At 36.4% G+C, this 19954-nt stretch carries 20 protein-coding genes; 15 read left to right on the top strand and 5 right to left on the bottom strand.

Annotated features, from left to right (window positions below):
- Positions 1–104: 104 nt before the first annotated feature.
- The 9 genes from ACLIBG_RS12300 to aspA all read left to right on the top strand — a co-directional run bounded on the left by ACLIBG_RS12300 (position 105) and on the right by aspA (position 9362).
- Positions 105–665: a UbiX family flavin prenyltransferase gene (locus tag ACLIBG_RS12300; protein WP_439313061.1), complete on the top strand. Its 561-nt coding sequence runs from the start codon at positions 105–107 to the stop codon at positions 663–665.
- A gap of 72 nt (positions 666–737) precedes the next feature.
- Positions 738–1715 (top strand): ornithine cyclodeaminase family protein, encoded by a 978-nt coding sequence (locus tag ACLIBG_RS12295; protein ID WP_439313060.1) that lies wholly within the window; start codon positions 738–740, stop codon positions 1713–1715.
- Between the two features lie 13 nt (positions 1716–1728).
- On the top strand, positions 1729–2451 hold the full coding sequence (locus ACLIBG_RS12290) for a maleate cis-trans isomerase family protein (protein ID WP_439313059.1): 723 nt from the start codon (positions 1729–1731) through the stop codon (positions 2449–2451).
- 11 nt (positions 2452–2462) lie between these two features.
- A complete protein-coding gene (locus ACLIBG_RS12285) occupies positions 2463–3218 on the top strand; it encodes an SDR family NAD(P)-dependent oxidoreductase (RefSeq protein ID WP_439313058.1) in 756 nt (251 codons plus the stop codon).
- Positions 3219–3496: 278 nt separating this feature from the next.
- A complete protein-coding gene (locus ACLIBG_RS12280) occupies positions 3497–4729 on the top strand; it encodes a Zn-dependent hydrolase (protein ID WP_439313057.1) in 1233 nt (410 codons plus the stop codon).
- A 26-nt stretch (positions 4730–4755) separates the two neighbouring features.
- The gene (locus tag ACLIBG_RS12275) at positions 4756–5541 is read left to right on the top strand and encodes a dihydroorotate dehydrogenase electron transfer subunit (RefSeq protein ID WP_439313056.1); all 786 of its coding nucleotides are present in this window, start codon (positions 4756–4758) and stop codon (positions 5539–5541) included.
- On the top strand, positions 5541–6458 hold the full coding sequence (locus tag ACLIBG_RS12270; RefSeq protein ID WP_439313055.1) for a dihydroorotate dehydrogenase: 918 nt from the start codon (positions 5541–5543) through the stop codon (positions 6456–6458). The genes ACLIBG_RS12275 and ACLIBG_RS12270 overlap by 1 nt, the downstream gene beginning before the upstream one ends.
- A 33-nt stretch (positions 6459–6491) precedes the next feature.
- Complete coding sequence (gene allB, locus ACLIBG_RS12265; RefSeq protein WP_439313054.1) at positions 6492–7886, top strand: allantoinase AllB; 1395 nt, start codon at positions 6492–6494, stop codon at positions 7884–7886.
- A gap of 57 nt (positions 7887–7943) precedes the next feature.
- Positions 7944–9362: an aspartate ammonia-lyase gene (aspA, locus tag ACLIBG_RS12260; RefSeq protein ID WP_439313053.1), complete on the top strand. Its 1419-nt coding sequence runs from the start codon at positions 7944–7946 to the stop codon at positions 9360–9362.
- 145 nt (positions 9363–9507) lie between these two features.
- On the opposite strand, the gene ACLIBG_RS12255 is transcribed toward aspA, so the two are convergent.
- Both ACLIBG_RS12255 and trhA read right to left on the bottom strand, forming a co-directional pair.
- Positions 9508–9699 carry a hypothetical protein gene (locus tag ACLIBG_RS12255; RefSeq protein ID WP_439313052.1) on the bottom strand — a complete coding sequence of 64 codons (192 nt, stop codon included), beginning with the start codon at positions 9697–9699 and terminating at the stop codon, positions 9508–9510.
- 69 nt (positions 9700–9768) lie between these two features.
- Positions 9769–10404: a PAQR family membrane homeostasis protein TrhA gene (gene trhA / locus ACLIBG_RS12250; protein WP_439313051.1), complete on the bottom strand. Its 636-nt coding sequence runs from the start codon at positions 10402–10404 to the stop codon at positions 9769–9771.
- A 254-nt stretch (positions 10405–10658) separates the two neighbouring features.
- On the opposite strand from trhA, the gene cbpB reads away from it, so the two are divergent.
- The 3 genes from cbpB (at position 10659) to ACLIBG_RS12235 (ending at position 13122) form a co-directional block, all read left to right on the top strand.
- Positions 10659–11105, top strand: a complete 447-nt coding sequence (cbpB, locus tag ACLIBG_RS12245; protein WP_439313050.1) for a cyclic-di-AMP-binding protein CbpB — start codon at positions 10659–10661, stop codon at positions 11103–11105.
- 481 nt (positions 11106–11586) lie between these two features.
- Entirely contained in the window at positions 11587–12129 is a 543-nt protein-coding gene (locus ACLIBG_RS12240) for a peroxiredoxin (protein ID WP_439313049.1), read from the top strand.
- Between the two features lie 327 nt (positions 12130–12456).
- Positions 12457–13122 (top strand): potassium channel family protein, encoded by a 666-nt coding sequence (locus tag ACLIBG_RS12235; RefSeq protein ID WP_439313048.1) that lies wholly within the window; start codon positions 12457–12459, stop codon positions 13120–13122.
- Positions 13123–13229: 107 nt separating this feature from the next.
- On the opposite strand, the gene rnjA is transcribed toward ACLIBG_RS12235, so the two are convergent.
- Together rnjA and ACLIBG_RS12225 are read right to left on the bottom strand one after the other, a co-directional pair.
- A complete protein-coding gene (gene rnjA / locus ACLIBG_RS12230) occupies positions 13230–14897 on the bottom strand; it encodes a ribonuclease J1 (protein ID WP_439313047.1) in 1668 nt (555 codons plus the stop codon).
- Between the two features lie 2 nt (positions 14898–14899).
- Positions 14900–15109 carry a DNA-dependent RNA polymerase subunit epsilon gene (locus ACLIBG_RS12225; RefSeq protein WP_439313046.1) on the bottom strand — a complete coding sequence of 70 codons (210 nt, stop codon included), beginning with the start codon at positions 15107–15109 and terminating at the stop codon, positions 14900–14902.
- Positions 15110–15655: 546 nt separating this feature from the next.
- Here ACLIBG_RS12225 and ACLIBG_RS12220 point away from each other — a divergent pair.
- Positions 15656–16429, top strand: a complete 774-nt coding sequence (locus ACLIBG_RS12220) for a Cof-type HAD-IIB family hydrolase (RefSeq protein ID WP_439313045.1) — start codon at positions 15656–15658, stop codon at positions 16427–16429.
- 166 nt (positions 16430–16595) lie between these two features.
- Here the strand turns inward: ACLIBG_RS12220 and def are convergent, their stop codons facing one another.
- A complete protein-coding gene (gene def, locus ACLIBG_RS12215) occupies positions 16596–17147 on the bottom strand; it encodes a peptide deformylase (RefSeq protein ID WP_439313044.1) in 552 nt (183 codons plus the stop codon).
- 191 nt (positions 17148–17338) lie between these two features.
- On the opposite strand from def, the gene ACLIBG_RS12210 reads away from it, so the two are divergent.
- Complete coding sequence (locus ACLIBG_RS12210) at positions 17339–18016, top strand: YkyA family protein (RefSeq protein ID WP_439313043.1); 678 nt, start codon at positions 17339–17341, stop codon at positions 18014–18016.
- Positions 18017–18598: 582 nt separating this feature from the next.
- Positions 18599–19873 (top strand): group II intron reverse transcriptase/maturase, encoded by a 1275-nt coding sequence (ltrA, locus tag ACLIBG_RS12205; RefSeq protein WP_439311076.1) that lies wholly within the window; start codon positions 18599–18601, stop codon positions 19871–19873.
- Positions 19874–19954 lie beyond the last annotated feature (81 nt).

Below are 19954 nucleotides of genomic sequence, written 5' to 3'. Positions count from 1 at the left end.
AACACATTAAATCAGCATTATTAGTATTATAGTTGTTTTGCACCTTTATTTAGATTAGTTATTATTAAATAAATTAGGGACAACAAGAATTATGGAGGGGTACCATGAAGGTAGTAGTTGGAATAACTGGGGCATCGGGTGCAATATATGGTATTAGAGTATTGGAAGCTTTTAGAGAACTTGAAGTGGAAACACATTTAATCGTAAGTGAATGGTCCCAAAAAACGATTGCTATTGAAACAAACTATAATATGTCGGAACTAAAAGAATTAGCAACTCATTATTATTCTTCAAATAACTTAGCGGCACTTATTTCAAGCGGTTCTTTTATTACCGACGGAATGATTATTGCCCCATGCAGTATGAAAACATTGGCAGCTGTTAGTCACGGCTACTCTGACAACTTAATTGCTAGGGCGGCAGATGTAATACTTAAAGAACGCCGTAAATTAATTTTAATACCAAGAGAGGCGCCTCTTAATCAAATCCATTTAGAAAACATGCTTAAATTAAATAAAATGGGTGCTACTATATTACCGCCAATGCCACAATTTTATAATAAACCCAAAACTATTGATGACATTGTCAATCATACTGTCTCCAGAGCATTAGATCAGCTTTCTATAGATAATAACTTAACGAGAAGATGGTTGGAATCAAAATAAATATTAAATCGTATTAATTGAGTAAATTCATTTATGTAGTAAGTAAATTATCTGTATAAAGGTAGGTATAAAATGCTTATTTTAAATCAAGAACAAGTAAAAAAATTAATCACTATGAAAGAAGCCATTGAAATAAACGAAGATGTATACATATCATTTTCGACCGGGGAATCTACGGTACCTTTACGTACAAACATGGAATTGGATACAACGGAACATTTCTCATTAATCATGCCTAGCTTCTTGAATGATATGGATGGATTGGGAGTTAAGGTCGTAACGATATACCCAGAAAATGTCGAAAAAGGAATTCCTGCAACTCAAGCAGTAGTTATGTTATTCGATACAACAAATGGTGTTCCTATCGCATTAATGGATGGAACATTTATTACAGGATTACGTACAGGTTCCGGAACAGGTGTGGCGACGGATCATTTAGCTCATAAAAATGCTTCAACGCTAGCTATAATCGGAACTGGCGGAATGGCACCTGGCCAATTAGAAGCCGTGGAAGCTGTAAGAGATATTACAACAGTTTATGTTTATAACCGAACAAAGGAAAAAGCAGAAAACTTTATTAGTGACATGCAAGTGCAATTTCCTAGCTTAGAATTTGTATTAAAATCTACCCCAAAAGATGCGCTTGCAGATGCGGATATTGTAGTGACAACGACAGCAACGGATAAACCAATTGTAAAATACGAATGGCTGAAAAGCGGCGCGCATGTAAATGCGATTGGTGGTTTTAATAAATATATACAGGAAGTGGATGAAGAACTGATGGAAAAGGCCTCTGTAAGAACAGTTGATGGAATTGATGCAACATTGGTTACAGGAGACCTCTCTATCCCAATAGAAAAAAATGTTATTAGTAAAGAAGACTTGGTGGAGATCGGCACATTTATCCACGAAGATATGAATGCAAGAAACAATGATTCTGATATTACCTTTTTTAAATCTGTCGGCTTATCAAGTCAAGATATAGCGGTTGCTGTTAAAATTTACCGGAAAGCCAAGGAAAAAGGAATCGGCCAGGAAGTAAAACTATAAGGAGGAATATGAAATGTATGGCTGGAGAGCTCGTGTAGGGCTAATTTTACCAATGGATAACGCGGTGATGGAACCGGAATTGAATAAAATTGAAGATCTAGATGGTATAGAATTTTACGGTTCAAGATTAAACACTAACAAAAGAGAAAATATGCCGGAGAATGGCATACAGTTATCAAAGGTTTTTAATGAATTAGGAACGGATATTATTGTTTATTCATGTGCGGAAACAGCCTTCCTTAAAGGGGTAGATGGCAATAAATATATTGCAGACCAAATTACGAAATTGACGAATCAACCCGCTATTTCCGCAATGTCATCGAAGATTGAAGCATTAAATCACTTAAATATAAAAAACATCGCTCTTGTTACCCCTTATACAGACGAAAGAACAAAAGTCATGCTTGATTTCTTTGAAAGAATGGGAATAACGGTCAGTGGTTCGGAAAGTAAGGATTTTGTTCAATTTTCCGAAGACAAGCGGGAATGGTATGAATGTAATGTTCAACCACCCCATACAGCCTATCAAATGGCTATGAAAGCGAATACGGCTGAAGCTGAAGCAATCGTAATTAGTGCAACGAATTTTAGAACATTTGAAATCATCAAACAATTGGAGGAAGATACGGGTAAACCAGTAATAACTACAAATCAGGCCATACTATGGTCAGTAATCAACAAATTAAGTCTCGGTGTAAGACTTGATGATTATGGTAAACTTCTTGCTAATATTTAGGAGGACTTGTTATGGGCAAACTTAAAGGAAAAGTTGCATTAGTTACTGGTGCAAGTAAAGGATTAGGAAAGGGAATTGCCATTGGCTTAGCAAAAGAGGGGGCAACGATCCTTATAAACTACAATTCGAGTAAACAGCATGCAGAAGAAGTTTTGCAAGAAATTGAATCATTTGGTGGTAAGGGAATCATTCATCAGGCGAATACCCGTAATAAAGATGAAGTGAATTTAATGGTTCATACAGCCATAAATCAACTTGGAAAAATCGATATTTTAGTAAATAATGCTGGCGTAATGTACAACACCCCATTCCTTGATATTGAAGAATCAGAATGGGATAAGTTGATGGAAACAAACGTTAAAGGCTACTTTTTATGTGGGCAAGTCGTTGCTAAAGAAATGTCGAAACAAAATAGTGGTAAAATTATCAATATATCTTCGACGAGACAAGTTCAGTCTTGGCCTGGAAATGCTCATTACTGTGCATCCAAAGGTGCTATTTACATGCTGACAAGAGTTATGGCACTGGAGCTTGGCCCATACGGAATTCATGTAAACAGTATTGCACCGGGTACGATTGAAACGGACTTAAATAGGGAGACATTAAGTGATGAATCGTTTAGGAAAGAAAGGTTAGATCGTATTCCTCTGCGCAAACTTGGGAAACCGGATGATCTTGTAGGAGCAGCAGTATTACTTGCTTCCGGTGAAAGTGATTTTATAAATGGTGCTTCGTTGATGTTAGATGGTGGGCAAACTATTTGGTGATTTTTATATCATTTATATTTACCCCGCCTTATAAAACCCATGGATGTTAAATATCCATGGGTTTTATTTAATTTAATTGAAGATATGTTAATGGATAAGTGACTGCTTTATTTATTTAAAAGTTCTTGAGAAGTCTTGTTATAAATTAAATAGGAATAGATTTAATTATTGTTTATATGGACTGTAAAACAAATAATTTATTGTTTTGGTGGACAAACGAAAAAGGTCAAAATCCGGTTTATACTTAAAGGAGAGAATAGAAGTTAGGGGGGACATCGGTGAACAAACAACGCTTTGAACAAACATTAAATAACATCAATCAATATGGTCTTTCCAACGATGGATTAAACCGATTAGCCTACACGGATCAAGAACAACAGGCAAAATCGCATTTAATTTCACTTTTTGAAAAAGAAAGTATGACCGTACGAACGGATGCAGCTGGAAATCTTATAGCACAGCGTGAAGGAACGGAGCCGACATCACCAGTCGTGGCATGTGGTTCACATATTGATACCGTTTATAATGCCGGTAATTATGATGGAACAGTTGGCGTTATAGCAGGGTTGGAGGTCATTCGCAGTTTGAATGAGCAAAATATAAAAACAAAGCATCCTATTGAATTAATTGTATTTGCCTGTGAGGAATCAGCTCGTTTTGGGGTTTCTACAATTGGCAGCAAGGCTATGGCTGGACTGATTGGTAAAAATAACTTATTAGATTTAAAAGATAAGGACGGAATAACTTTATCAGAAGCATTCAAGTCTTGTTCACTAGATATAAATGAAATCGAACAAGCTAAAAGAAATGAAGCTGACTTAAAAGCTTTTTATGAAGTTCATATTGAACAGGGCCCCGTACTGGAAAATAAACAGAAAGATATAGGTATCGTCACCGGCATTGCAGCACCAACACGATTTAATATTGAAATTGAAGGTATTGCTTCTCATTCAGGTTCAACTCCAATGAACTTAAGAAAAGATTCCTTTTCTGCTGCCGCCGAAATAGCCATAGCTTTAGAAAATATCGCTAATTCGGAAGCCGATAACGGTACAGTCGCTACGATTGGGGATTGTGTTATTTCTCCTGGAGCCATGAATATCATACCTGGTAAAACAGAAATAAAGGTTGATATCCGAAGTATTTCAAAAAGCTCCAAAGAAAAAACGGTGCACCTCCTTTTCGAAACCGTTCAAGAACTGGAACAAGAAAGAGGTCTTACAATAGACGTTACACAACTTAGCGATGAGTCACCTGTTTATATGGATTCTAAAATTATTAGTTCGTTGGAAGAAACTTGCAAACGACTTGGACTTGAATATGAAAGAATGCCTAGTGGCGCAGGACACGATGTGATGAATATGGCAGCTTTATGTCCATCGGGTTTAATTTTTATCCCTTCAAAAAATGGATTAAGCCATAATCCTGAAGAATTCACTTCCATTAATGAAATTGAGAAAGGTGTCATTTTATTAAGGGAAGAAATCTTAAAACAAGCGTGTCCATTATAAATGAGATATGACTGGAGTGTATCTGTATGAATATGGAAAAACTAAAAGTGATTTCAAATCTCCAAGTGAACGATCGCTATTGGCATATGATCGTGGATGCTTCAGGCATGGAGAAAGAAATTAAACCGGGGCAATTTTTTAATATTAAATGTGCGAATGAATCATTTCCCTTTTTACGGAGACCCTTTAGTATCTATCGCATTAACAATGTTAATGATACGATTGAATTTTTATATTTAGTGAAAGGGTTAGGCACAGAAAGGTTAACGGATATAAATGCCGACGAAACTATTGATGTCTTCGGGCCACTTGGCCAAGGATTTACGATAAAAAATGAATGGGATACGATATTACTTTTAGCTAGAGGGGTGGGTGTCGCAACGTTAGCGGCAGTCGCCCAAGAGGCTGTTGCTAGAAACATCAATTGTGTAGCAATACTAAGTGCCCGAAGCAACAATGATTTATTAGCAGCGGTAACGTTGCAAAGTTTCGGTGCGGATGTCTATAAAGTAACGGAAGAAGACGGAACAAGCCATGTAAGAAACGTTGAACAATTAATGGAAAATATTTTTGCCGATCATGATATTAAAGCCGGTTTTACATGCGGTTCCAAACGGCTATCCAAATTAATGCAAAGAATGACACGTGAAAAACAAATTCCTGCTCAAATTGCTTTGGAAGAGCATATGGGGTGTGCCATGGGTGTATGTTATGCATGTGTGTGTGATATTTACACAGAAGGATCTATTGAATCGGTTCGTGTTTGTAAAGAGGGGCCAGTATTTGATCTGGCTAAGGTGGTGTTGGCCTGATGAATAATATCGACTTATCAGTAAAAATAGGAAATTTACAGCTGAAAAACCCGGTTATGCCAGCTTCAGGTGCTTTCGGTCATGAAATGGAAAATTTATTTGACTTTAATCAGCTAGGAGCAGTAGTCCCCAAAAGTATTACTAAATATCCTCGTGGGGGTAATGACACACCTAGAGTTTGTGAAGTAAACAGCGGTATGATTAACTCCATCGGGATACAAAGTAAAGGACTTATTTATTTTCTGGATCATATTGTACCAGCTTATAAACATTATGGAACACCTTTAATAGCAAGTGTTTCTGCAGATTCTATCGATGAATTCGCTGAAATGTCGGAGATTATCGGTAATACAAAAGGGGTGTCCGGTATTGAGTTAAATATCTCCTGTCCCAATCTTAAGGACGATGGGAAAGCTTTTGGTATGGATTCGGATATTTCATTTGAATTAATTAAAAAAGTTAAAACAGTAACTAACCAACCTATTATCACGAAATTGACACCGAACGTTACAAGTATTCAGGAAATAGCAATTGCTTGTGAAGAGGCTGGGACAGATGGATTGAATGTTGCAAATACCGTCTTGGCCATGGCGGTTGATATTAACACACGTAAGCCTAAAATCGGAAACGGAATGGGTGGTATATCGGGACCTGCCATAAAGCCAATCATTGTTAGAATGGTTTATCAAGTACATCAAGTTTGTTCCGTTCCTATTATTGGATGTGGTGGTGTCATGAATGCTGAAGATGCGATTGAAATGGTCTTGGCAGGGGCTACTGCCGTTCAGGTTGGGACAGCCAATTTTATTAATCCGATGTCCATGATCGACATTTTGGACGGAATTAAAGACTATATGTCTACATATAACCTAACAAATATAAATGAATTGATTGGAAAGGTTGAAGTACCTACATGAAATGGACTAAGTAAAAAAGAGAGGCTGAATGTAATGAATTGGGATCATATTATTAAGAATGGAAAAATCGTAACCTCATCATCCATATATGAGGCAGATGTTTTTATAAAAAATGGGAAAATAGCTTCTATTTCAAAAGAAGAACCAACCGAAAATGCAAAAGAAATAACGGATGCTACCGGCCTTTATGTTTTGCCGGGTTTAATTGATACACATGTCCACTCCCGTGATGGAGGAGCTACACATAAAGAAGATTTTTTTCATTCGACGCAAGCGGCCGCTGCTGGCGGGATAACGACGATCTTTGAAATGCCAAACACAAGCCCAACAGTTAATAATGTAGCAAACTTTCATAAACAAGTGGAAAATTTAAGCAAAAAAGCACATGTTAATTTCGGACTATGGGGAATTTGTTTAGGTGATTTAAATACAAAAGATCTTCAAGCGTTACATCAAGCAGGCGTCATTGGGTTTAAATATTTTTGGGGTTATGCGGTAAACAGGCACACATTTCAATTGCAATATAATTATTCAGATGATATGGAAGATGTCATTCCGCCATTTGATGATGGGGAAATATTTGATATATTCAAGGAGATTGCGAAAACGGGTAAAATGTTGGCGATTCACGCAGAAGACAATGAACTTATTAATCATATATCCAAACAACTTGGAGATTCCGCCAACGATGATTACGATACCTTTTTGCAAACGAGGCCTAATTTGGCGGAAGAACTAACGATTCAAACGGCAATATCCATGGCTAAAGCAACAGGTGTTCACTTACACATTTTACATGTAAGTACAGCAGAAGGAATCGATTTAATTAAGGAAGCCCAAAACAAGGGGTATCCAATCACTGCGGAAACATGTCCCCATTATTTGTTTTTGACAAATGAGGATTATAAAAGAATCGGCCCGGAAATGAAAATATATCCTCTTGTAAAATATGAAAAAGATCAACAGCGTATTTGGGAAGGTGTCATGGATGGAACGATTTCCTTTGTTTGTTCTGATCATGCGCCACATACCGAGGAGGAAAAAAAGGGGAAGCTTACTTCAATCCCAGCTGGTATGTGTGGGGTGGAAACATTGGCTCCTCTTATGATAAATGAAGTGTCCAAGGGAAGACTTACTTTGGAACAAATTGCTTCACTCCTATCCGAAAACCCAGCGAAACAATTTGATGTTTTTCCAAAAAAGGGTATTATTCAAGTTGGCTCCGATGCTGATTTAACAATTGTCGATATGCAAAAAGAGGCTGTTATTAAAAGGAAAAACCTTCACAGTAAAAGTAAGGTGACTGCTTATGATGGTTTTAACGTAAAGGGATGGCCTGTCCAGACAATTGTAAATGGCATAACAGTAATGAAGGATGGAAATATTATAAAAGGCCCATTGGGTAATTTAGTTATCCCAATAGATTAAAGGAGAAAAACCTACAGCAAATAAAATGAATAGAACTATATCAATCGGGGGTAATAAATGATGCCTGATAATGTAAGGGTCGAAAACGACTTTTTAGGAAAAAAAGAAGTGCCAAAAAATGCACATTATGGTATCCAAACATTACGTGCGGTGGAAAATTTCCCTATTACTGGCTATCGAATTCATTCAGAATTAATAAAATCTATAGCAAGGGTTAAAAAGGCTGCAGCGATTGCTAATTTTGAAACTGGGCGACTACCTGGCCAATTGCAAAGAGCAATTATCCAGGCAGCAGATGAAATTATAGAAGGTGTATGGCATGAAAATTTTATCGTTGACCCAATACAAGGGGGAGCTGGTACTTCAATCAATATGAATGCGAATGAAGTAATTGCTAATCGGGCATTAGAAATACTTGGTAAAGAAAAAGGAGATTATGCTTTTTTAAGTCCGAATACACATGTTAATATGGCACAATCAACGAATGATGTTTTTCCAACGGCTATACACATTGCAATTCTTACACTTTTGGAACAATTGTTATCCAGTATGAAAAAAATGCATCGTGCATTTAAAGAAAAAGCACTGGAATTTGACCACATAGTTAAAATGGGGCGTACACATCTTCAAGATGCTGTTCCAATTCGGCTTGGCCAGGAGTTTGAAGCTTATAGTCGGGTTATCCAACGGGATATTAACCGAATCACTCGATCACGCCAACATTTGTTTGAAGTTAACATGGGTGCGACAGCTGTAGGAACAGGATTAAATGCAGATTCTAACTATGTATCCTCGGTTGTCGGTCATTTGCGGAAAATAAGTGGGTACCCGTTATATACAGCGGAAAATTTGGTAGATGCAACTCAAAATACAGATGCATATACAGAAATATCAGCATCGCTAAAAGTATGTATGATGAATATGTCCAAAATAGCAAATGATATACGATTAATGGCATCTGGACCACGTTCGGGTTTAAATGAATTAAACTTACCATCCAGACAGCCAGGTTCTTCGATGATGCCGGGTAAGGTTAATCCGGTAATGCCAGAAGTTATAAATCAAATTGCTTTTCAAGTTATTGGTAATGATAATACGATAGGTTTAGCTTCTGAAGCTGGACAATTAGAATTAAATGTCATGGAACCCGTCCTCGTATTTAATCTCATTCAATCAATTAGTATTATGAATAATGGCTTTTGTTCGTTTACTGATTTTTGTGTAACGGGATTAAGTGCAAATGAAAAGCAAATGCAAGAATATGTTGAAGCAAGTATTGGTACTATTACCGCTATTAATCCACATATTGGTTATGAACTTGCAACAACTATTGCAAGAGAAGCGATCATAACAGGAAAATCAATTCGCGAGCTTTGCATCCAATATGAAGTCTTATCTGAAGAAAAATTAAATCATGTTTTAAACCCATATGAAATGACTAACCCTGGAATATCTGGTGCTATCTTAGTGGAGTAATAAATATGAATTGTTTTGGAATCAACATAATAATAACTTTTTTGATTGCGGCCTCCTCTATACTTTAAATAATGTTTAAGATAGGAGTACCTTAAACACCTACTTATATAATCACATTTATATAAGTAGGTGTTTAATTGAAGATTCATCCAGTAAGATTTGTTAAATTAAATTCCTTTTTTAACTCCTCAAAATCTAGATCCAGTTTCTGACATAGTGTTTCTACTTCTCCAAAAAAATCAAAGCCTCTTTCAACCGGTTGATCTCTATTTTCATAGTAAAAAGTAAGCAGTTCGTACAACTCAGCAAAAGCTTTAACTCTTTCTTGCTTATTCATGTGAGCACTCCTTTTTAATTTCAGACAATTTCAATTACTTTTCTTTATATCATGATCCTTACGTACAAACTAAATAACGTAATAAAAAATCGAAAAGTAATGGCAAGCTGAGCCGGCAATGACGAAAATGTGCCATATAACATGGTGATAAGGTATGGCTCTAAGAATATAAAACAGTGCCCCGCCTGTATAAAATATACCACCAATAATTAATAGTAAAATCCCATTTTCATGCATAGATGCCGTTAAAGGGGACCAGACTGTAACAATTAGCCACCCCATTAATACATAAATGATTGTAGATAAAATTAAAAACCGTTGCACAAAAAACACTTTAAAAACGACACCAATAAGCGCGATCCCCCATACAATGCATAAAAGGATCCAACCAACATTTTCTCTCAGATGGACAAGTAAAAAAGGGGTATACGTCCCCGCTATAAATAAATAAATGGATGCGTGATCAACAATTTGAAATATGTCTTTCCATTTACCCTTAGGAAGGCTATGAACAACTGTTGATGCAATATACATTAGTAACATCGTTGCACCAAAGATAGTTACAGACACGATTTGCCAGCTATTTCCACTTGCGGATGAGTAAAGAATAAGCAGGATCAATCCGGCAATGCTTAAAATCGCACCAATTCCATGTGTAATCGCATGGACAATTTCTTCCTTTTTGCTAAAAATATGGATGCCCATCCACACACCTCACTATTTTAATGATATACGTATTGTACACTTTATAAGGATGATAATACAACTAAACATCCTGGATAATTATAAGAACAAAGCGAATACATACTGTAAAATTTTTCAAAATAAAATTGTAAAATATGTTACTTGACCTTTAGTTGTGGTAAACTAGAGTTGTGTGCTTCCGATAAATTATTCCTGTTTTTAAGGGATGAACTCCGTAATTAAATACGAAAGAATTCATAAAGGAGCGCTTTCATATGAATAAAATAAAAGAAGGTAATGACTTAAAGAATATTATTGTTGAGGATATGATGATACCTGCTGAAAAAGTAGCCCATGTACAATTGAATAATCCGTTAGAGCATGCATTACTCGTACTGATCAAGTCCGGGTACTCTGCAGTACCTGTATTGGACTCTTCTTATAAGCTAGTAGGGGCAATTGGAAAAACTGTAATTTTGGATCAGATTTTAGGATTGGAAAGGTATGAGGTAGAGAAACTTTCCGATATGAAAGTACATGAAGTAATGACAGCTGATATGCCAAGTGTAACAAAAGAAGCCAGTTTTATTGAAGGACTGAAGTCGGTAATTGATGAACCGTTTATTTGTGTTGTAGATAAAGACGGTTATTTTGATGGTATATTAACAAGACGCGCGATTTTAAAATTAGTAAAGCGTAATTATTATAATTTGGAAAAGTAATATAAAGATTAATTTTAAGTATGTCTGAAACTGGTCGATGACGCCATAACGTATAGCATCATCGATTTTGTTATGAAAATGGGCAACTGATTACGGACTTCTATCCTTTTTATCAGCATATCTTTAGAGTGCAAGACCGTTATTTCACAGTTGCTGAAGAGTAGATTAAAGTAACGATTTTGTTTGATAGAGCATATCGCTGGTAAGAGGTATGTTTACTCTATCAAAATACAGTCGCTGCTTTTCACTTGCGTTTTTGGTTGTGCATTTTTGTAAGTGATCGGCACTACTTTAAGAGCTTGCAGTAAATGAGAATGTAATTGTTCACCGAGTGTTCGTATTAGTCTAACGAACCTAGTAAATATCAAGAATATCAAGCTCATTTATATTGATTATTAATTAACATTGACTAAAATGAAGAAGTTGTCTATAATCTAATATGGGAACAAAATATTACTACACTTACTTGGAGGTATTATAGATGGTAGAAAGAATGGTAGGCAAACAAGCACCACGTTTTGAAATGGATGCAGTAATGCCAAATAAGGAATTTGGAAAAGTGAGCTTGGAAGAAAATATTAAAAATAACAAATGGACAGTACTTTTCTTCTATCCAATGGACTTTACTTTTGTTTGTCCAACGGAAATCACAGCAATGTCTGACCGTTACGATGAGTTCCAAGAGTTGAAAGCAGAAGTAATTGGTCTTTCTACAGATACAATTCATACCCATAAAGCATGGATTAACACGCCAAGAGAGGACAACGGATTAGGTGATTTAAAGTATCCACTCGCGGCAGACACAAATCATGCGGTGTCAAAAGATTATGGTGTACTAATTGAAGAAGAAGGTATCGCACTCCGCGGGTTATTTATCATTAATCCGGAAGGCGAATTACAGTATCAGACAGTGTTTCATAATGATATCGGCCGTGATGTTGATGAGACATTGCGTGTACTACAAGCCCTGCAAACAGGTGGTTTGTGCCCGGTGAACTGGAAGCCTGGACAAAAAACATTATAATATGTGAATGAAAAATGAACTGACGAGTAACAAGCGACTGCTTGAATACTCGTCAGTTTTTTATACTAATTGAGAAATACGAATATTCTTTTTGAAATAATTATGATCTACTAAGATAGAAAGTTTCTAAGCTTACTCACCTAATTATATGACAAGTAGTTGTGCATTATTTGGACTTGCAAGGAATATGCAGGTTTTCACCATTTGCTAGCAAGTAGGTTTTTAATGAATTTTGATATTTTTCTTCAATATAACTTTGTTCGAATAAAAAGGAATGTGATAGACTAATGAAGTACATATACTATAGTTTGATGGAGGAAAAGAGTAATGAAGCGTGAATATGCAGTAATCGGTTTAGGCCGATTCGGTGGAAGTATTTGTAAAGAATTAAGCGTAGAAGGGATGCCAGTCCTCGCAATAGATAATGATCCTCAAAAAGTAAATGAATATAAAAACATAGCTTCACACGCAGTAATTGCTGATTCAACGGATGAAGCAGCATTAAAAGAATTGGGCATAAAAAATATTGATCATGTCATTATTGCGATTGGAGATAATATTCAGGCAAGTATATTGACTACGGTTATTTTAACCGATTTCGGTATAAAACGAATTACAGTCAAAGCGCAAAATGATTATCATGAAAAAATATTGAATAAAATTGGTGCAGATCATGTTGTACATCCTGAAAGGGATATGGGAAAACGAATTGCCCATAGTCTTATTTCAAGTAATATTTTGGATTACTTGGAATTATCGGATGATCATAGTATTGTTGAAGTGAAAGCAGGAAAAAAAATGGTTGGTAAAACATTGATTGATCTCGATATTCGAGCAAATTATGGATGTAACGTAGTAGCAATCAAAAGTAATAAAGATATTAATGTCTCTCCAAGTGCTGACTATTCTTTAAAGGATGATGATATTTTAATTGTAATTGGAGCAGATAAGGATATTTCCAAATTTGAAAAGCATTTAGTTATTGATGACTAATTAGAAACAAAAGAGACGACGATTCTTAATGAAGAACCGTCGTCTCTTTATAAATTAACATCGTAACTCCTGCATTTAGATGGAGCGATAGCAGAGATGTTACTATATTATATTTCCATAATAATTGGCATAACCATAGGTCTTCGTTTCGTTTTTTCATAAAGAAATGGTGCAAGGATATCTGTAATTTCATTTTTGATTTCAGACCATTGAGACGTCCTGCGTTCCATTACCTTATCTAAGTGAGCGGAAACGAGTTTTTGTGCTTCTTTTATCAAGTCTCCTGATTCACGCATATACACGAACCCACGGGAAATAATATCCGGTCCCGCTGCAATCTTAAATTCCTTCATATTTATACTGACTACAACAATCACAAGGCCTTCTTCGGAAAGAATTCTGCGATCTCTCAATACGATATTACCTATATCGCCAATACCGCTTCCGTCTACATAAACAGATCCTGAAGGAATTTTACCAGCAACAGATGCTCGGTCTTTACCTAATGCTAGTACATCACCGTTATCCATAATGAATGAATGATCAAAAGGTACTCCACAAGCTTGAGCGAGTTTTGTATGTTCTTTTAACATTCGATGTTCCCCATGAATTGGCATGAAAAATTTCGGTGCCATAAGTCTTAACATCAACTTTTGTTCTTCTTGACTGCCGTGGCCGGAAGTATGAATGTTGCTTAATGGGCCATGGATTACATCGGCACCTGCACGGGTAAGTTGGTTAATTGTTCTACTGACACTAACGTTGTTTCCAGGGATTGGAGAAGATGAAAACACAACAGTGTCTCCTGGGTGCACCTGAATCTGGCGATGTGTACCATTCGCGATTCGGGATAATGCTGCCATCGGTTCTCCTTGTGATCCTGTACATAAAATGGTCACTTCATGTGCAGGTAAACGATTTATTTGATTTGTCTCAATAAAAGTGTTTTTTGGAGCGTTGATATACCCTAATTCTTGACCGATTCGAATGGAAGATTCCATACTGCGACCAAACACGGCCACTTTACGGTTGTGTTTCACAGCGGATTCTACTACTTGTTGCAAACGATAGATATTCGATGCAAAAGTGGCAAAAATTAATCGTCCATCGACATTACCAAAGATATCGTTAATGTTGCCCCCGACCACTTGTTCCGACATTGTAAAACCTGGAACTTCACTATTTGTACTATCTGAGAGCAGACAAAGCACGCCTTCTTTGCCAATCTCAGCCATTGTTGTCAAATCGGCTGGCTCTCCTACAGGTGTAAAGTCAAATTTAAAATCACCTGTATGCACGATATTTCCCGGCGGCGTTTTTACAACAACTCCATACGCATCGGGAATACTATGTGTTACACGAAAGAAACTTACGGCTGTTTTACGGAATTTAATGACATCATCTTCTTGAATTACATTTAACTTAGCATTTCTTAATAATCCATGTTCATCTAACTTGTTTCTAATTAATCCGATCGCCAGTTTTCCGGCATAAATTGGTACATTTACTTCACGCAACAAATAAGGGATACCGCCAATGTGATCCTCATGACCGTGCGTAATAAATAATCCTTTAATTTTCTCTTGATTTTGCACGAGGTACGTATAGTCAGGAATTACATAATCGATTCCCAGAAGTTCGTCTTCCGGGAATTTTATTCCTGCGTCTATTAAAATAATTTCGTCCTGAAATTGAATACCATACGTATTTTTACCAATTTCAGTAAGACCGCCTAGTGCAAAAACGGCTGTTTGATCATTTTTTACAAATTTCATTTTTACACATTCTCCAAAACAAAATTGGCGGATTGTTTTTCATATTGTAAATGTGACTCATCCAATTGCTGGATTAGCTCAATATTATAATTGCGATCGATTAGTTTTTTGCGAACTTCCCGTTTCGAACCAGCTTCGACATACAAGCTCTTTGTCCGTTCTCTTACTGGAGCTTCGTCCGGCAGTTCTTGATAAAGTACTTTAAAAATCATAACATCTCTCCTATTTCATCTATTCAATTTATGCAGCAGTATGTTCATGGGTATAGTTAGTTCCACAAAAACATACTGTGTTTAAGGTAAAATTGAATGATGTCCATTCCGCTTCCGTAGCAAGTTTCGTTCATTTATAGTACAGTGATAGTTGTGTGATTGGGTCAAAAGTTAGTAATGGTAGTCCTATTTATTAGGTGTGGGTACACGTTCTCTGCCTAAAAAATCCTTCCAGCGCTTCTTGAGCTTTTCTTTTAGGCGTTTTAACATGTGGGTACACAGCTCCTTTCACATATTCAAGAAAAGCATAAAACGTTCTACCGACCAATCCCTCTTAAATACAGTATAATATGGTTTGAGAAATATTGAAATGAATAACCTTTATTTTCTTGTAAATATTTAATCGTTGCTTTGGATAAATATGAATTTACAATCGAAACAGTTTTTTTACCGAGCTTGTTGAACAACATTTATATGGATATTTTTTGCAGGAAACTTTATATTATACGCCGTTTAGCAAAGAGAATAAAAAGGGGGCAATGCATAATGGGGAAACAAATTGTTTTTTTTGATATTGACGGAACAATCTATGATGAAGATAAACAGATTCCGCTATCAACAGAAAAAGCAATAAAAACTTTACAGGGAAATGGTATATATGTAGTTATTGCTACAGGACGTCCTACATTTATGTTTGAAGGTTTACGAAAAAGGTTAGGGATCGATTCATATATCAGTTATACCGGGCAACAAGTAGTATTTGAAGGGGAAACATTATATGAAAAACCGTTATGTAAACATGGATTTGAAAAATTGTATAAAGAATCGGTTGCCGGGAATTATCCGATGATTTTAATGAGTGATATGGAAATGAAAGCGACTGTGGCAGAGGCTCCATTGGTAATAAATACACTGGATCGATTGAAGTACCGTTATCCAGAAGTAGATCTGGATTTTTATAATCGGCAGCGGATTTTTCAGGCGTTATTATTTTCTGAAGGGGGAAATGTAGAAAGATGGCAGGAAAATCATGACGCATTTCATTTTATCCATTGGGGGAATGGTACGTTAGACGTTTTGCCTAAGGGTGGTTCTAAAGCTATAGGGATGAGAAAAATTTTGGATGCTACTGGCATCAATCGACAGAACAGTATTGCTTTTGGAGACGGGATGAATGATTTAGAAATGATTCAAAAAGCAGGTATAGGTGTTGCAATGGGTAATTCTGTTGATCAACTGAAGCAAATTGCCGATCATACAACAAGTAATGTGGAGCTTGATGGCATTTCTGTTGCATTAAAGAAATATGGTTTAATTTAAAAGGGGCGCAGTATATTGGATCGCGCCCTCTTAAAAAAGATAAGAAGTAATATTTGGCACATTGCTGTCTAGCTTCGACGTACAATTCTTTTTGGTGGGACGATCATTCACGCGCAGCCCTAGGATGTTGTGCTTTTAGCCTACGAGGACGCTTGCGTTTTTCTGACTATTCAATTGCTCTAGCGTTTTCTGGAATTTCAAAAGGGTTGTTTTTATTAATGTGGTCATAAAACATAATTCCATTTAAATGATCGATTTCATGCTGAAGTACGATCGCTGCATAATCTTTAAGCCGTAACTTAATTTGCTCCCCTTGGGGATTAAAAGCCTTGACGGTGATCCGAGAATATCTGGGTACATAACCTTCCACGTCGCGGTCAACGGACAAACAACCTTCGCCCCCTATCAGATAGGCCTTTTCAACGGAATGGCTAATAATTTTTGGGTTCATTAATTGATAGCTGTGTAATTTATCTTTCATGTCAGTAAAATGAATAGCAATCAATCGTTTATTAATGGCCAGTTGGGGAGCGGCTAAACCGACTCCGGATCTTAAACTGTATTTCTCAGCGGTGGCTTCATCTTGACTGTTGATTAAAAATGTGAACATGTCGTTTAACGTTTTTATATCTTCATCCGTCGGCGGTATATGCACTTCAGAAGCAACTTTTCTTAATGACGGATGCCCTTCTCGTACAATATCCTTCATTAAAATCATCTTTCTTCACCTCAATATAAAGTAAAAACCTATTTTGTTATATTAACATATATACCATATTCTTATCATAAATTACTATTGTACAAGCTTATGTAAAATTTTTTTCAATCCCAAAGGAAATTTTGTTATACTGAATTACATGTTAAAAATAAGGTTTTCTTATTTCAAATTATGAAGGAGGATTTCCCCCTGTGGTTACAAAAAGATATACATTCATTGCAATTATCGGTTTAATGTTGTTTTTATCCGCTTGCGGTCAGGAAAATGCAATAGATAAAATGTATAATCATATGGAAGAAACAGTCAAATTAGAAAAAGGTTTTGAAGAACAGCAAAGTGAAATAACAAAGCTGGAAGAAAAAGAAAAGGAATTGTATAACGAAATTATCGAGCTCGGTATGGATGATTTTGGTCAAATTGTTGATTTATCAGATGAAGCAATTGACACAATTAATAAAAGAAAAGAGAAAATTGATCAGGAAAAGGAAAGTATCCAAGCGTCAAAAGAGGAATTTTTGAAGGTAGAAAAGTTAATTGAGGATCTGGATGAAGAAGATATCAAAAATAAAGCGCAAGAAATGTATGATGAAATGGTTACCCGATATGAATCGTATGACGAAATTTATAGCGCTTATACAACATCTTTAAATTTAGAGAAAGAACTATATACAATGCTTCAAAAAGAAGATATTGAACAAGATGAACTAATTTCACAAATTACTAAAATCAATGAAAGCTATAAAAAAGTCCTTGAAGCAAATAAGCAATTTAATGAACAAACAGTCACCTACAATAATTTGAAAAAGGAATTTTATTCAATGGCTGATATCGAGGTTAATTATGATAATCATACAAATTCAGAAAAGTGACGAGTTGAATAAATAAATATTGCACATATTAAGAACTGAATGATTTCCATTCGGTTCTTTTTATTGTGCGCCAGGCATGGCGACTATCTAGGTGGTGAAAGTCCACTGTGGAGGTACACATCAACCAGCCACTAGAGAAGCGCAAGGCGCTTGCCGTGAGGCAAGAGCTGAAGGAAGCGTGTATCAAAATCTTGGCCCGACGAACAGAAATCTGATATCAAGGCTTTATGGAAGGATAAGGCTCCAATACAAGTCGAAGTCCAAAAGATGTGCGTAATTCTATAAAGTAAATCAGACGGGTAAAAGAGGAAAGATAGTCGTCTTACCCTGGGAGATCTCGCGAACAGTTGAGGAGTCCCCTAATAAGAAAACTGGTCGAAAAAGGTTTATCGTGAGAAGTCAGCCGAAGCCATAGTAATGATGCAAATCATGAAGGGCTGAACGATTTATAGTGTTTCTAACGCCATAGATGCGTGAGAGATAAACTTCAGAATATGTTAATGAGGAAAGTATGAGCGTATCTCAAAGGATACTCAAAAGAGAAGTGTCTCTCATTACAGAAAGGACCGGGAAGAAACGAGTATGGAACTTTTAGAGGAAATTCTAAGTAACAATAATATGAATGAAGCCTACAAACAAGTGTATCGAAATAAAGGTGCAAGTGGTGTAGATGGCGTAGCGATTGATGACCTAGCACATCATCTCTACAAACATAAAGATGAACTGCGAAGCCAAATCCGGAAAAGAAAGTATCAACCAATGCCTGCGCTACGAGTGGAGATACCCAAAGACAATGGCAAGATGCGTAAACTAGGTATTCCAACGGTCGTGGATAGGGTGGTACAACAGGCTATCAGCCAAAAACTTAGCCCTATATTTGAAAAGCAATTCAGCGAATATAGTTTTGGCTTCAGGCCAAGAAGAAGTTGCGAAATGGCAGTGACTCAAGCGCTGGAATATATGAATGATGGATATAGTTGGTTAGTGGATATTGACTTGGAAAGGTTCTTTGACACAGTTCACCATGATAAGCTGATGAGGATTATTTCTCACACCATTAAAGATGGCGATGTCATATCTCTTATCCGAAAATACCTTGTAAGTGGTGTCATGGTCAATGGAAAATATGAAGATACACCAATCGGAACACCGCAAGGTGGGAACCTTAGTCCGCTTTTAAGTAACATCATGTTGAATGAGCTGGATAAGGAACTAGAATCAAGAGGGCTGCACTTCGTTAGATATGCAGATGATAGTATCATCTTTGTTAGAAGTGAAAAAGCAGCAAATCGTGTGCTGGCTTCTATTACGAAATTTATTGAAAAGAAGCTAGGATTGATTGTGAACATGGAGAAGAGTAAAATTTCCCGTCCCGGAAAAACAAAATTCTTGGGATTTGGATTCTACTATGACTCAAATAAAAAGAAATATCAACCAAGACCACATCAGCAATCCATTCAGAAATTCCAAAGAAGGCTTAGACAACTAACCAAACGCAACCATAGCATATCTTTGGATGAGAGAATCATTAAACTAAAGCAAGTCATCCAGGGATGGATTAACTATTTCAAAATAGCCAACATGAAATCGACACTTGGAACAATAGATGCAAAATTGCGCTCTAGAATTCGAGTTATTATTTGGAAACAGTGGAAGAACAATAAAAAGAGAATAAAATCTCTTGTACAACTTGGAATTCCAGAGGAGGAAGCCAAAGGCTTAACCTATTGTCGAAAAGGTTATCGATTCATAGGACTATCAAAAGTGGTCCATAAGGCTTTATCCAACAAACGCCTAAGGCAAAGAGGAATTCCCTTTGCCCTAGACCACTATCTAAAAGTACACACTGTAATATAAATCGAACCGCCGTATACGGAGCCGTTTGTACGGTGGTGTGAGAGGGGTGGAAAATTATTTAATTTTCTCCTCTACTCGATT

The organism is Virgibacillus sp. W0181 (genome assembly GCF_051846915.1).
Lineage (GTDB): Bacteria > Bacillota > Bacilli > Bacillales > Amphibacillaceae > JBPYCR01.
This window is presented reverse-complemented; position numbering and strand designations above follow the sequence as displayed.